The sequence below is a fragment of the Mangrovicoccus sp. HB161399 genome, assembly GCF_013184745.1.
Taxonomy (GTDB): domain Bacteria; phylum Pseudomonadota; class Alphaproteobacteria; order Rhodobacterales; family Rhodobacteraceae; genus Mangrovicoccus.
In genome coordinates, this window is sequence record NZ_JAATVU010000113.1 from 1 (window position 1) to 13,084 (window position 13,084).

General features: G+C 67.7%; 11 protein-coding genes and 1 pseudogene. 3 read left to right on the plus strand and 9 right to left on the minus strand.

Going from position 1 to position 13,084, the window contains the following annotated elements:
- Positions 1-775 (plus strand): annotated as a pseudogene (locus HCC78_RS29585) (transposase); the annotation flags it as partial.
- A gap of 421 nt (positions 776-1,196) precedes the next feature.
- Positions 1,197-1,889 carry a hypothetical protein gene (locus HCC78_RS29590; protein ID WP_172332344.1) on the plus strand — a complete coding sequence of 231 codons (693 nt, stop codon included), beginning with the start codon at positions 1,197-1,199 and terminating at the stop codon, positions 1,887-1,889.
- A 191-nt stretch (positions 1,890-2,080) separates the two neighbouring features.
- Here the strand turns inward: HCC78_RS29590 and HCC78_RS29595 are convergent, their stop codons facing one another.
- Complete coding sequence (locus tag HCC78_RS29595; protein WP_172332345.1) at positions 2,081-3,562, minus strand: inorganic phosphate transporter; 1,482 nt, start codon at positions 3,560-3,562, stop codon at positions 2,081-2,083.
- 241 nt (positions 3,563-3,803) lie between these two features.
- Here HCC78_RS29595 and HCC78_RS29600 point away from each other — a divergent pair, with 241 nt between their 5' ends.
- A complete protein-coding gene (locus tag HCC78_RS29600) occupies positions 3,804-4,385 on the plus strand; it encodes a hypothetical protein (protein ID WP_172332346.1) in 582 nt (193 codons plus the stop codon).
- A 53-nt stretch (positions 4,386-4,438) separates the two neighbouring features.
- Here the strand turns inward: HCC78_RS29600 and ychF are convergent, their stop codons facing one another.
- From ychF to HCC78_RS29640, 8 genes are all read right to left on the minus strand, one after another.
- Positions 4,439-5,536, minus strand: a complete 1,098-nt coding sequence (gene ychF, locus HCC78_RS29605) for a redox-regulated ATPase YchF (protein ID WP_172332347.1) — start codon at positions 5,534-5,536, stop codon at positions 4,439-4,441.
- A 60-nt stretch (positions 5,537-5,596) separates the two neighbouring features.
- A complete protein-coding gene (locus tag HCC78_RS29610) occupies positions 5,597-6,610 on the minus strand; it encodes an AbrB family transcriptional regulator (protein WP_172332348.1) in 1,014 nt (337 codons plus the stop codon).
- 128 nt (positions 6,611-6,738) lie between these two features.
- Positions 6,739-7,650: an ABC transporter permease gene (locus HCC78_RS29615; RefSeq protein ID WP_172332349.1), complete on the minus strand. Its 912-nt coding sequence runs from the start codon at positions 7,648-7,650 to the stop codon at positions 6,739-6,741.
- A 6-nt stretch (positions 7,651-7,656) separates the two neighbouring features.
- Positions 7,657-8,964 carry an ABC transporter permease gene (locus tag HCC78_RS29620; protein WP_371743957.1) on the minus strand — a complete coding sequence of 436 codons (1,308 nt, stop codon included), beginning with the start codon at positions 8,962-8,964 and terminating at the stop codon, positions 7,657-7,659.
- Positions 8,965-9,084: 120 nt separating this feature from the next.
- Positions 9,085-10,158, minus strand: a complete 1,074-nt coding sequence (locus HCC78_RS29625; protein WP_172332350.1) for an ABC transporter substrate-binding protein — start codon at positions 10,156-10,158, stop codon at positions 9,085-9,087.
- Positions 10,159-10,222: 64 nt separating this feature from the next.
- The gene (locus HCC78_RS29630) at positions 10,223-11,317 is read right to left on the minus strand and encodes an ABC transporter ATP-binding protein (RefSeq protein ID WP_172332351.1); all 1,095 of its coding nucleotides are present in this window, start codon (positions 11,315-11,317) and stop codon (positions 10,223-10,225) included.
- Between the two features lie 584 nt (positions 11,318-11,901).
- On the minus strand, positions 11,902-12,519 hold the full coding sequence (locus HCC78_RS29635) for an OmpW family protein (RefSeq protein ID WP_172332352.1): 618 nt from the start codon (positions 12,517-12,519) through the stop codon (positions 11,902-11,904).
- Between the two features lie 167 nt (positions 12,520-12,686).
- Positions 12,687-12,884 (minus strand): hypothetical protein, encoded by a 198-nt coding sequence (locus tag HCC78_RS29640; RefSeq protein WP_172332353.1) that lies wholly within the window; start codon positions 12,882-12,884, stop codon positions 12,687-12,689.
- Positions 12,885-13,084 lie beyond the last annotated feature (200 nt).

The following is a 13,084-nucleotide window of genomic DNA, read 5'->3' on the forward strand; positions in this document are numbered from 1 at the left end:
TGATCAAGGTGCTCTTCAGTCTGCCGCCCAGGCAAACGGCCGGGATGGCCGCCAGCATCCTCGAGATGGCGTGCCCGGACTGGCCGGTCCCGGGCTTTTCCGCGCTTGGCCGACGTCAGAGCGAGACGGGACCGTGGCCCCAGCGGCGCCGTGCTTCCCGGCCAATGAGTGGCTGGCCGGGAAGCACGGCACCCACCGCCGCCGCCAGTGCCGCAAGGTCCATCTGGCGATGGACACAGGCACCGGCGACATCCGGGCGGTGGAGTTCGCCTCCAGCCGCGGGGGCGGCAGCCCTGTCCTTCCCGAATTGCCCGCCCGGATCCCGGAAGACGGGGAAGCCGGCACCGTTGCCGGCCAGTTGCCGGCGGATGCGCCGTCGCCCATCGGGCTCGAACCGATGGCGCCGCGATGGGAAACTCCGAGCACCGCTGGCGACGGCAGTCATGCCCTCGATCCCATCCGGAAAAACGGCCGCCTGTGGAAGGAGGACTGCCCTGCTGCGCTGGCGCGCAACGCCATCCCGCGGGCCAGCCGGCGGCACGGCCGGACGATCTGCAAGCGGTGGTCCGGCTGCCACGTCCGGAGCAGGATCGAGGCCAGGATGGGGAACCTCGAGTCCTCCGGCGAGCAGATTGCCTCGAGGGACCCCGGCCGGCAGGCAGCCGAGATCCACATCCGCGTCATTCGCGGCTGCGCTGGGACCGATGGCGCTTGCCGCTCATTCATGAACCGCTTCAACGCCCTCGGCACCACCGAGATCGAACGCGTGGCCTGACCTCCGCTGGGGAAGGGGCATCACGCCCCGGCGCAGACTTCTGCAACAATGCCTAGCCACGATCCGCCACGCCGAGACCGCCAGCGTCCCCGCCGTTCCGTTCGCCTCTCCCCCGCCCCCTACGGACAGGGGGCAACAATCCCTCCGAAGGGAAAAGGTGTGGAGGGGGAAGGACAGGATTGCGCCCCGGCAGTGAATTAGGAGGGCGGAGAGCTGGAAGCGTTGCTCTTTTTACCCCCTGCTTTCCACCTTTTTGCCCCCTCTTATTGCGCTTAAGCCAATGTTTTTAATTATTATTTGTAGAAAATGGCAAAGAGGGCAAGAAAGCAAAAAAGTTAGTGGAAGTGAAATCGAGAAGTAACAGGAGGGGACAATGGGGAAACTTGCCCCTTGCCCCCCGCGAGACCGAAAGGACCCGAGCATGAGCACGCGCAAGGCGAGGAAAGCGCGGTCCTGGGCAGTGACAATGGACAAGCTGCCGCCGGGCTGGACGTCCCGGAGAGGGCTGGAGGAAGCCGAGATCGAAGAAGGCACCCGAATAACCGAGGACAGCCGCGGCCGGGTGCGGATGGAGGCCAGCCGGGCGCGGGTGCTGCACCTGAAGGTGCCGCGTGCGCTCCAGGCCATGATGGCGCCGCACCGGGCGGCACCGGGCCGCAACGCTGGAATACGCCCGAACCGTCAAGCTGTGCGCCGCCACCGGCGGCGCCCTGGCGTCCCTGGCGGGCGGTCCCCGGGCTCGACCCCGCCCAACCTGGCGAAGCTAGAGGCAGCCTCCAACCTGCGCGTGTTCCATGAAGCGCTGACCAGGCGCAATGTCGAAATCAACCTGGCCGAGCGCGGCGCCCCGCTGGACCCCGTGAAAATCCCGCTGCGGCAAGTGGTGCATTGGGTCGCGGTGGACCAAATGAGCCGCGCCGACATCTGCCGCCGCATCGGCCTGGGCCAGGGCCATTCCCGCCTTGCCGAGGCAACGGGCCGGATCGCTGTTGCCACCAGCGACGCGGCCGACATCCTGGGGGATGCTGCGGATACGCCGGCCGGACAGCACGGCTTGCCACTGCATCGAGGAATGGTCCAGACAGCCAGCGAGCCGCGCTCCCTCAGGGCATGATCATGCGCATGCTAGTCGGCAGTTTGGCGGCCGTATAGGCCGTCTTCGGCGGCCCGCTCATGCCATCGGGCGACTGCATTGGATTCACATGGAGGATCCCAGCCCCCCTTTTGTGCAAGAAAGCCGCCTGACAGCCCGGGTGCATCGGGCGGATGCCGTCCAGAGGCGCCGCGCGCCGGGTCGGCTGCGGGTCAGGCGATGCTGCGGATGAGCCAGAACAGCGCGGCGGACAGCGCGGCGGCGGCCGGCACGGTCACGATCCACGCAGCGCCGATGGTCAGAACATGCGAACGGCGCACCAGCTTGCGGCGGCGGCGTTCCTCGCCCGGCACGACCGGACGCTCGGGGTCGGCATGGCGCGCCGCGCGGAATCGCCGCTCGGCATCCCATTCGCGGAAGAAGCCGACGCCGAAGACGCCGCCCACGGCGATATGGGTCGAGCTGACCGGCAGGCCGAACCAGCTGGCCACGATCACCGTGATCGCCGCCGACAGTGCCACGCAGTACGCGCGCATCGGGTTGAGCTTGGTGATCTCGCTGCCGACCACCCGGATCAGCCGCGGGCCGAACAGGAACAGGCCGAAGGAGATCCCGAAGGCGCCGATCAGCATCACCCAGAAGGGGATGGCGAAGGCCTGGTCGAAGCTGCCGGTCAGCGTCGCCTGCACGATCGCCGCCAGCGGCCCGATCGCATTGGCGACGTCATTGGCGCCATGGGCGAAGCTCAGCAGCGCCGCCGAAACGATCAGCGGAATGCCGAACAGCACCTTGAGCGACTTGGAGCGGTTCTCCAGCCCGCGGGACTGGCGGCGCACCACCGGGATCATCGCCAGCCAGACCGCCAGACCCAGCGCGGCGCCGATCGCCAGCGCGGTGCCGAAGCCGATCGAGATGACGTGCTTAAGCCCCTTCATCGACAGGTAGGCGGAGAAGGTGCCGCCCATGATGCCGACAAGCACCGGCACCCAGCGGCGCGCGGCGGCGATCTTGTCGTCGCGGTAGATGATCTGGGACTTGATGAACCACAGGAAGGCAGCGGCGATCAGCCCGCCCAGCACCGGCGAGATCACCCAGCTGGCGGCGATGGCACCGATCTTGCCCCAGCTGACCGCGCCCAGCCCGGCCGCGGCGATGCCCGCGCCCATCACGCCGCCGACCACCGAATGCGTGGTCGAGACCGGCGCCCCGATCCAGGTCGCCAGGTTCACCCACAGCGCCGAGGACAGCAGCGCCGCCATCATCGCCCAGACGAAGACCTCGGCGGAACCCAGGCTCGACGGCGCGATGATCCCCTTGGCGATGGTGGACACCACGTCGCCCCCCGCCAGCAGCGCGCCCGCGCTTTCGAAGACCGCGGCAATGGCGATGGCCCCGCCCATGGTCAGCGCATTGGCGCCGACCGCCGGGCCCATGTTGTTGGCCACGTCGTTGGCGCCGATGTTCAGCGCCATGTAGGCGCCGAAGGCGGAGGCGATGACGATCACCGTCGCATGGCCGCTGCCGGCCAGCAGCAGCCCCGCCAGCAGCGCCGCCGCCGCCACGAAGAACACGGCAACGCCCTTTCCGGCGACCGGACGCCCGACATAGGCGGCCGCCTGCTCCAGCGCGTTCAAGCGCCCGAGGTCGCGGTCGAGGGTCTCGAGATGCCTCGGTTCGAAGTCTCTGTGCGCCATCGGTTCTGCGCTCCGTTGTCAGCTGGGCCTCGGAAGGGTCGCGGCGGGATAGCCGGCCGGAGGACGGGACTCAACCGCTGGGAGGCCGAAATGTCGCATTAACGGGAAATCCCGGCCGCGCTGCCCCTCTCCGCCGCGGCCGCAGGGTTTTTCCGCAGCGCAGCGTAGGGCCGTCCGGACCGCCGCGCACCACCTTCACGTCCGGCACGAACCGGCCGCGGATTCGATTGCGGAGCATATCGTGCCGAAGGCATTCCTTCCCCTCGCCGCCCTGCTGGCCGCCGCCGCCGGAGCCGCGGCCGCCGTCGTCGCCTCGATCCAGGAGACCGGCACCAGCCTGTCGATCGGCATCTCGGGCAGCCTCGATACCAGAGGGTTCTACGTGGCCCCCGATGCCGATCCCTACAACGCCACCATGCTGGCCGCCTGGTCGGTCTCCGGCGCCGCTGCCACCCCCTTCGCCTGGCATTTCACCACCGCGTGCGGCCCGGCGATGATCGGCAGCGGCCAAGACAAGTACCCGTCCTACGATGTGGCCACGGGGGATGCCTTCATCTTCGAATTCCACGGAGAGGACGCCATGCTGGGCCTGCCTGCCGACCATGTTTCGGGCAGCGGGCTGTCGGTCGCCGGCCATCCGCCTTCGCAGGACTTCGCCTCCGCCTGGCTGGCGCAAGGCGTCTATCTCTGGACGCTGGCCAATGGCGACACGGTGGAACAGGCCATCGGCTCCGGCATGCCGCCGGTGCCGCTTCCGGCGGCGGCGCCGCTGCTGCTCGGCGAGCCGGCCGCGCCGGACTTCGCCGCGCGCCGCCGCCGCTGAAAACGCGGAAGGGCTCCCCTCGGGGAGCCCCTCTGTCGTCCTTGCGCCCAGTCTCAGGCGTTGAACAGGAAATGCAGGACGTCGCCGTCCTTGACCACGTAGGTCTTGCCCTCGACGCGCAGCTTGCCCGCGTCGCGCGCCTTGGCTTCGCCGCCGAGCGTGACGTAGTCGTCATAGGCGACGGTTTCCGCCCGAATGAAGCCGCGCTCGAAATCGCCGTGGATCACGCCCGCCGCCTGCGGCGCCGGCGTGCCCTTGTAGATCGTCCAGGCGCGCGCCTCCTTCGGACCCACGGTGAAGTAGGTCTCGAGGCCCAGCAGGTCGTAGCCCGCGCGGATCAGACGGTCGAGACCGGCCTCTTCCAGCCCCATCTCCTCGAGGAAGACCTGCGCCTCCTCGTCGTCGAGCTGCGAGATTTCCTCCTCGATCGCCGCCGAGATCAGCACGACGCCGGCACCTTCGGCCTTCGCCATCTCCGCGACACGGTTCGAATGCGCGTTGCCGGTGGCCGAGGCGTTCTCCTCGACGTTGCAGACATAGAGGATCGGCTTCTGGGTCAGCAGCTGCAGCATCCGCCACTGCTTCTTGTCCTCTTCCGCGACATCCAGCAGGCGCGCGGGCTTGCCGTCTTCCAGCAGCTCCAGCGCGGCCTTCAGCAGGCGCTCCTGCTGGACCGCCTCCTTGTCGCCGCCGCGGACCTTGCGGCTGAGGTTCTGCAGGCGCTTCTCCACCGACTCCATGTCGGCGATGATCAGCTCCATGTTGATCGTCTCGGCATCGCTGACGGGATCGACGCGGCCGTCGACATGGGTGATGTCGTCATCCTCGAAGCAGCGCAGCACCTGGGCGATGGCGTCGGTCTCGCGGATGTTGGTGAGGAACTGGTTGCCCATGCCCTCGCCCTTCGACGCGCCCTTCACCAGGCCCGCGATGTCGACGAAGGTCATTCGCGCCGGGATGATCTCCTTCGAGCCCGCGATCTCCGCCAGCTTGAACAGCCGCTTGTCCGGCACCGCCACGTCGCCGACATTCGGCTCGATGGTGCAGAACGGAAAGTTGGCGGCCTGCGCGGCGGCGGTCCGGGTCAGCGCGTTGAACAGGGTCGACTTGCCCACGTTCGGCAGACCGACAATCCCCATCTTGAAGCCCATGGTGCAAATTCCCTCGTTTCGTCGCGCCGCTCTTACGGCCCATGAGGCCGGCGTGCAAGCTCAGCGGCGGCGTCCCAGCGCCAGCGGGATCAGGAAGGTCAGCGCGAAGATGCGCACGACATGGTGCAGCGCGACATAGGCCGGATCGACATGCAGCAGCAGCGCCATTGCCGCCATCGTCTCCACCCCGCCCGGCGCGAAGGCAATCAGCGCCGCAGAGAGTGGGAAGCCGAAGGCCAGCGAGGCTGCGAAGGCCGCTGCCGAGGAGACCGCGACGGCAAGACCGGTCAGCATCGACGCGCCGCCCAGGGCGCGCAGGACCATCCTGGCATCGATGCCCGAGAAGCGCGTGCCGATCGTGCAGCCCATCAGCACGAAGCCGGGCACCGACAGCCATTGCGGCACCGAGCCGGCGACCCAGCCCGCGCCATGGCCGACGGAGGAGGCGACCATCGCCCCCATCAGCATGCCTGCCGGAATGCGCAGCCGCTCGAACGCGATGCCGATGCACAGCGCGGCCGCCCCCATGGCGCAGAGCGCCGGCAGGCCGGTCGGCGCCATCCGGGCGGCCGGGACCAGCGCCTCGCCTTCCAGCAGCAGCACCAGCGGCGGCGTCAGGATGGTCAGCGCCAGCACGCGCAGTGACTGGATCAGCGTCACCTGCGGCAGGTCGGCCTTGGTGTCGAGCCCGAGCGAGAGGACATAGCTCAGATGGCCCGGCGCGGCGGCGAGGATCGAGGTGGGCCGGTCGAGCCCGAGAAGCTGCCGCATCATCCAGGCGCCGCCCCAGAGGATCGCGGCGACCGCCAGGACCAGGCAGACAAGGCTGAGCGGCCAGCGCGCCGCGGCCTGCACGACCTCGGGCGTCACGCCCGAGCCCATGCCCATGCCGATGAGCACGAAACCGGCCGTGCGCAGCGGCGGTGGGATGGCCACGGACAGCCCGGATAGGGCGGCGACCGTGACCGAAGCGGCCGGGCCGAGAAGGAAGGGCGCGGGAATTCCGGCAAGGGACGCGAGACCCGCGCCGAGCGCGCCGACGGCGAGGGTCTGGAACAGGACCTGTAACTTCATGCCGCTGGTATGGCGGCAGTTCGGCGGAGTGTCGAGAGGGCGGCGAAAGCGGCGCCCCGAATGCGCGGAAGGGGCCGCAAGTCGCCGCCCCTTCCCGTTTTTCCGCAATGGCGCCCGGCGGGCCGGCCTCAGCCCGGCGACAGGCCGCGCATCTTCTCGGAGCGGCGGCGCAGCAGCTCGACCGCGGTCAGCAGGCCGATCGAGACGATCACCAGGATGGTCGCCACGGCGAGGATCGCCGGGCTGATCTGCTCGCGGATGCCCGCCCACATCTGGCGCGGGATGGTCTGCTGGTCATGCGCAGCCACGAACAGAACCACGACCACTTCGTCGAAGGAGGTCACGAAGGCGAAGAGCGCGCCCGAAACCACGCCCGGCAGGATCAGCGGCATGGTGATCTTGAAGAAGCTGGTCGTCGGATTGGCGCCCAGGCTGGCCGCCGCACGGCTGAGCGAGTGGTCGAAGCCCACCAGCGTCGCCGTCACGGTGATGATCACGAAGGGAATGCCCAGCGTGGCATGCGCCATGATGATGCCGACATAGCTGCCCGCCAGCCCGGTCTTCGAGTAGAAGAAGAACAGGCCGGTCGCGGTGATGATGATCGGCACGATCATCGGCGAGATCAGCACCGCCATCACCGTGCGGCGGAACGGCATCTCGGGACGCGACAGGCCGAGCGCGGCCAGCGTTCCCAGCGCCGTCGCCAGGATGGTCGAGAAGAAGCCGATGATCACCGAGTTCTTCGCCGCCCGGATCCAGGTGGCGTTCGCCCAGGCATCCGCCCACCACGACGTGTCGCGCGGCGCCTCCGGGTTGCTCATGCCCAGCGTCAGCAGCGTGTCGTACCACCGCATCGAGTAGCCCGTCGGATCGAAGGACAGCATCTTCTCGGTGAAGGTGAAGTAGGGCTCGGAGTTGAAGCTGAGCGGGATGATGATGATGATCGGCGCGATCAGGAACAGGAAGATCAGGGCGCAGATCACGAGATAGGTGTAGTGCCATACGCGCTCGAGCGTGTCGGCATGGGTCGGAAGTGCCATGGTCGCTTACCCCAGCTTCAGGTTGTCGATGCCCACGAGCCGGTCGTAGAGCCAGTAGAGCACCAGCACGCCCGCAAGGAGGAGCGAGGCCAGCGCCGCGGCGAGCGACCAGTTGAGCGAGTTCTGCATGTGGAAGGCGATCAGGTTCGAGATCAGCTGACCCGAGCTGCCGCCGACCAGGGCGGGCGTGATGTAGTAGCCCACGGCGAGGATGAAGACGAGCAGCGCCCCTGCCCCGATCCCCGGCACCGTCTGCGGCAGGTAGACCCGGCGGAAGGCGGTCCAGCTGGTCGCGCCCAGGGAGCGTGCGGCGCGGACATAGGAGGGCTTGATCGGCCGCATCACCGAATAGAGCGGCAGCACCGTGAAGGGCAGCAGGATATGCGTCATCGCGATGACCGTGCCCATCTGGTTGTAGATCATCTGGATCCGGCCGTCATCGCCGATGATCCCCGCCCAGACCAGGAGGTCGTTGATCACGCCCTGGCTCTGAAGCAGAACCATCCAGGAGGTCGTCCTGACCAGCAGCGACGTCCAGAACGGCAGCAGCACCAGGATCATCAGCAGGTTGGAATAGCGCAGCGGCAGGTTCGCCAGCAGGTAGGCGACCGGGAAGCCCAGCACCAGCGTGGTGAAGGTGATCAGCACCGACAGGATCGCGGTGCGCTTGAACAGCAGCAGGTAGACCTGCCGGTCCTCGGGCACGTTGACGATGTTGCCGTCGGTGTCGCGCGTCATGTCGAGCGCGGCGAGGTAGAAGTTGAGCGTGTAGCGGCTGGAGGCATCGCGCATCGCCTGCCACAGGACGGGATCGGCCCAGTCCTTGTCGACATCGAGGATCGCCTCCTTGAAGGGCGCCTCCAGGTCGTCGGCCTTGCGCGCGGTCTTGGTGAAGAGCGAGCGGGTGCCCGGCGCCTCGTAGTTGATCCGCGTGCCGACATCGCCCTGCCCGCGCAGCTCGGCCAGCAGGACGAGGTCCTGGGCCAGCGCGGCATAGGCGGCCTCGTCGGGCTCGGTGCCGGGCGCGTTCGCCTTGAACCAGGCGCGCAGCCCGGTCATGATCGGCGTCACTTCGCCGGTCGAGCGGTCGACATTCTCGATGAAGCGCGGATCGCTGACCGAGCGGGTCAGCAGCTGCCCGATCGGCAGCACGAAAGTCAGCAGGATGAAGGCCAGCAGCGGCGCCACGAGGTAGAAGGCACGGCGCTTCGCGCGTGCCTGGCTCGCGGCCAGCGCGGCCTTGAGCGGGCGTCCGTCCGCGGTCTGCAGCCCCTGCGGCGCGGCTCCCGAACTCGTGGCGGTCATGTCAGCCAAAGGAAATCTCCCGAAACGCAGGGCGCCCTGAGCGGCGTCCGACTGCGGCGCGTGCAGGCGCACGCGGGTCGTGGGGACCGGTCCGGAGCGCGGAGCTCCGGACCGGCGGTTGCGTCAGGCTCAGTTGGCCAGCCAGGCGTTGAAGCGCTCGGACAGCTCGACGTTGCGGTCGGCCCAGAACTCGAAGTTCGAGGGCAGCGCGACTTCGAGGTTCTGCTCGGCGGTCGGCATGTAGGGACCCATCTCGGTCTTGCCGTCCTCGTAGAGGCCGACGAGCGGACCGGAGGACTTGCGCGCCGGACCGTAGGAGATCCACTTGGCCTGGTCGGCCAGCTGCTGGGTCTGGGTCGCGAAGGCGAGGAATTCCATCGCCTCTTCCTTGTTCGGCGCGCCGAGCGGGATCACGTAGCCGTCGTATTCGTAGACCTGGCCGTTGAAGACCGACACGAAGGGCTTGCCCTCGGCCACGGCAGCCGAGAAGATCCGGCCGTTATAGGCGGTGGTCATCGCGACTTCGCCGTCAGCCAGCAGCTGCGGCGGCTGCGCGCCGGCTTCCCACCAGACGACGCTGTCCTTGATGGTGTCGAGCTTGGCGAAGGCGCGGTCGAGGCCCTCGTCGGTCTCCAGCATGTCGTAGACGTCGTCGGGCGCGACGCCGTCGGCCATCAGCGCCATCTCGAGGTTGACCTTCGGGGTCTTGCGCATGCCGCGCTTGCCCGGGAATTTCTCCAGATCGAAGAAATCGGCGATGGTTGCCGGCTTCTCGCCGGTGAAGACGGTGTCGTCATAGGCGTACATGGTCGAGAACACGATGGTCGCGACGAAGCAGTCGGTCACCGCGCCCGGCAGGAAGTCGTCCATCGCCGGCGTGCCGTCCGGAGCGGCCGCAAGGATCGACGGATCGATCTCTTCCAGCAGGCCCTCGTCGCAGAGCGCCATGGCATCGGCATATTCCACGTCCGCCACGTTGACGGTCACGTTGCCGGCCTCGACCTGCGCCTTGATCGGGGTTGCGGGGTTGTCTGCAACCACGTCGACCACGGTGATGCCGGTCTTCTCGGTGAAGGGCTTGTGATAGGCCTCCACCTGGCTCTTGGAATAGGCCCCGCCCCAGGACATCACGGCCAGTTCCTCGGCCTGCGCTGCCACGCCTGCGGCGACCAGCGCCGAGGTCAGGATCAGAGTGCGTTTCATCGAAGTCTCCCAGTTGATTGGATTGTTGTCCCGCCACGCGGTCCGGGCGTGCCGGGAAATGTCGTCAGACCGGATCGAGCGCGCGGGCATCCGCCGGATGCCAGCCGATCTTGACCCGCTGCCCGGGGGCCAGCCGTTCCTGCCCCTGGATGTTGCGGCACTTCATGACGAAATCGTCATGCCCGGCCACCCGCAGGCGGGTGCGGAACAGGTCGCCCATATAGATGAATTCCAGCACTTCCGCGTCGAGCGTGTGCCAGCCTTCCTGGATACGGTCGAAGCGGAATTCGACCCGCTCGGGACGGATCGAGACCAGCGTCTCGGAACCGATGCCGCCGGTATTGACCGCGGTCGCGCCGATCAGCTCGCCGGAATGCAGCCGCACCAGCGCCTGTTCGCCGTCCAGCCCCTCGATCTTGCCGGAGAGCTTGTTGTTCTCGCCGATGAACTGCGCGACGAAGCTGTTGTCGGGACGCTCGTAGAGGTCCTCCGGCGGCGCCAGCTGCTGGATCTTGCCGTCGTTGAACACCGCCACGCGGTCCGACATGGTCAGCGCCTCGGACTGGTCGTGGGTCACGTAGACCACGGTGATGCCCAGGCTTTCGTGCAGGTGCTTGATCTCGAACTGCATGTGCTCGCGCAGCTGCTTGTCGAGCGCGCCGAGCGGTTCGTCCATCAGCACCAGGTCCGGCTCGAAGACCAGCGCGCGCGCCAGGGCAATCCGCTGCTGCTGGCCGCCGGACAGCTGCGCCGGGCGCCGCGAGGCGAACTTGCCCATCTGCACCATGTCGAGCGCGCGCTTGATCTTGGTCTCGCGCGTGCCGCGGTCCAGACCGCGCACCTCCAACGGGAAGCTCAGGTTCTCGGCCACCGTCATGTGCGGGAACAGCGCGTAGTTCTGGAAGACCATGCCGATGCCGCGCTTGTGCGGCGGGATGTGGTTGATCTCCCGGCCGGCCAGGCGGATCTCGCCGTTGGTGGCCGTCTCGAAGCCTGCCAGCATCATCAGGCAGGTGGTCTTGCCGGAACCCGACGGCCCCAGCATGGTCAGGAATTCCCCTTTGGGCATGGCAAGATTGAGGTCCTTCACGACCAGCGTCTCGCCGTCATAGCTCTTCTGCACGCGGTCGAATTCGACCATCGGCGCTGTCACGTCCATACCTACCCCGTTTGTATTGCCCAAAATTTGGTTATATTTCCAAAACGCATTCGTCCATGCCTGCAAGGGATTTTCGCCCTGCCCGCAAGATGAATGCACAAAATTTGTGCAGATCGGCGCGTTCCTCCCGCCATTGCCCCGCATGCGCCGCGCGCCCGCTCCGGGGTGCCCCTGCGGAACGGCCGGCCTCGCTTCCGCCTGCCACACCATGCCCGACGCGGATGCCTTCCGGCAATCCTCGCGATGCCCGGACTGGACAGGCAAATTGCGCCGCGCGAGGGCAGCGCCCGGCGGCCGCCGCGGCCTTTCCCCGGCCCCGGACAGGCGGCTGCGCCGCGCGCGCCGGTGCGCTCCCGTGTCCCTGCAAGCTGCTGTTCCGATGCCCGTTCGTCTGCATGGCGGCGACATTCTCCGTTTCGGGCCCGCAGCACGGGCCGTTTCCGACATTCGCCGCGCGTTTTGCGACCTTGTCCCTGGAAACGCGAAAAAAGGCGCCGGAGTACCTCCGGCGCCCCCAAGGCGATATTCCCCCCGTCTGATCTGTGGCCGGGGCACCGCCCCGTTTGCCCGCAGAAAAGGCGGTTTCAGAATTTGTGGATCCAGGAGACGCCGAACACCCAGGGGTCGATCTCGGCCTTGCCGACCTTGTCGCCGTCAAGCTTCACTTCGGAATCGATGTCCATCCAGCGGACATCGGCCCGGATCGCGTTCGTCTCGTTCAGCGCGTAGTCCACGCCGGCATGCAGCGCCATGCCCCAGCTGTCGTCGAGTTCCAGCTTGGAGCCCTTGGCGGCGCCCTTCTCGTCGATGTCGAAGAAGGTGGTGTAGTTGATGCCGATGCCGAAGAGCGGCGTGAAGGCGGTGCCGGTCGGGATGTGGTACTGCAGGGTCAGCGTCGGCGGCAGCTGGCTCACGGCGGCGACCTGGCCCAGCCCGTCGAGATCGACGTCGTGGCGGAATGGCGTCGCGGCCAGAAGCTCGATGCCCAGGTTGTCCATGACGAAATATTCGAGCGTCAGCGTCGGGCGCGCGGAAGAGCTGACATCGATGTCCATGTCCAGCGCGTCGCCGTTGTCGCCTGCGGGCTCCACGTAGCCGACGCCCAGGCCGATGGTGATATCGCCGGCCGACTGCGCCGCTGCCGCCCCTGCCCCGCATGCGGCCATCGCGGCCAGCGCCGCCGGAAGCATCACGTGTTTCATCGCTTGTCCTCGCTCTGTCGTGTGTGCGGCGTGATAGGCCGGGCGGGACAGGTCCGGCATTGACCGGGATCACGGAATTTGTTGATCGAAATCAGAAACGAAAGATTGTCGGCAAGGCATGTTTTCGAGGTGCCGGAGCCTGCGGGAGGCCCCGGCCCGGGCCGTGCTCAGGTCGCGCCGCCGCGGCGCTTGGCCATCATGTAGCCGAGTTCCGAGACGGCGAAGCCCAGCAGCCCCGTCGCGATCATCGCGACATTCTCGTCCGCAGCCAGCCCGTTGCCCAGCTGGGGCGAGATCGCCCCGGCCGAGACGAGCGCGCCGGAGGCGTATCTCAGCAGGATCCGTACGATGGGAAGCATGTTCATGGCCTGTCCTTTCGGGCGTTTCGCCGGGACCGCGTCCTGCGGTCCGCTTCCCCAGAGTCCTGACAGCCAAAGGTGAACGCGCTGCGGCGGCAGCGCACGGTGGGGTGCAACGTCGAGGGCCCCGCTTCTGGCGGGGCCCTCGGTGGTGGCTATGGCTGCCTTTCTCAGGCGATTTTCGTGAGCAGCTCGTCGAGGGACTT

Excerpts from the sequence above, each read along its gene's own strand:
- HCC78_RS29635 (WP_172332352.1), bottom strand. The coding sequence starts at position 12,519 with ATGAAACACGTGATGCTTCCGGCGGCGCTGGCCGCGATGGCCGCATGC.
- HCC78_RS29625 (WP_172332350.1), bottom strand. The coding sequence starts at position 10,158 with ATGAAACGCACTCTGATCCTGACCTCGGCGCTGGTCGCCGCAGGCGTG.
- HCC78_RS29615 (WP_172332349.1), bottom strand. The coding sequence starts at position 7,650 with ATGGCACTTCCGACCCATGCCGACACGCTCGAGCGCGTATGGCACTAC.
- HCC78_RS29595 (WP_172332345.1), bottom strand. The coding sequence starts at position 3,562 with ATGGCGCACAGAGACTTCGAACCGAGGCATCTCGAGACCCTCGACCGC.
- ychF (WP_172332347.1), bottom strand. The coding sequence starts at position 5,536 with ATGGGCTTCAAGATGGGGATTGTCGGTCTGCCGAACGTGGGCAAGTCG.
- HCC78_RS29630 (WP_172332351.1), bottom strand. The coding sequence starts at position 11,317 with ATGGACGTGACAGCGCCGATGGTCGAATTCGACCGCGTGCAGAAGAGC.
- HCC78_RS29590 (WP_172332344.1), top strand. The coding sequence starts at position 1,197 with ATGAGCACGCGCAAGGCGAGGAAAGCGCGGTCCTGGGCAGTGACAATG.
- HCC78_RS29610 (WP_172332348.1), bottom strand. The coding sequence starts at position 6,610 with ATGAAGTTACAGGTCCTGTTCCAGACCCTCGCCGTCGGCGCGCTCGGC.
- HCC78_RS29640 (WP_172332353.1), bottom strand. The coding sequence starts at position 12,884 with ATGAACATGCTTCCCATCGTACGGATCCTGCTGAGATACGCCTCCGGC.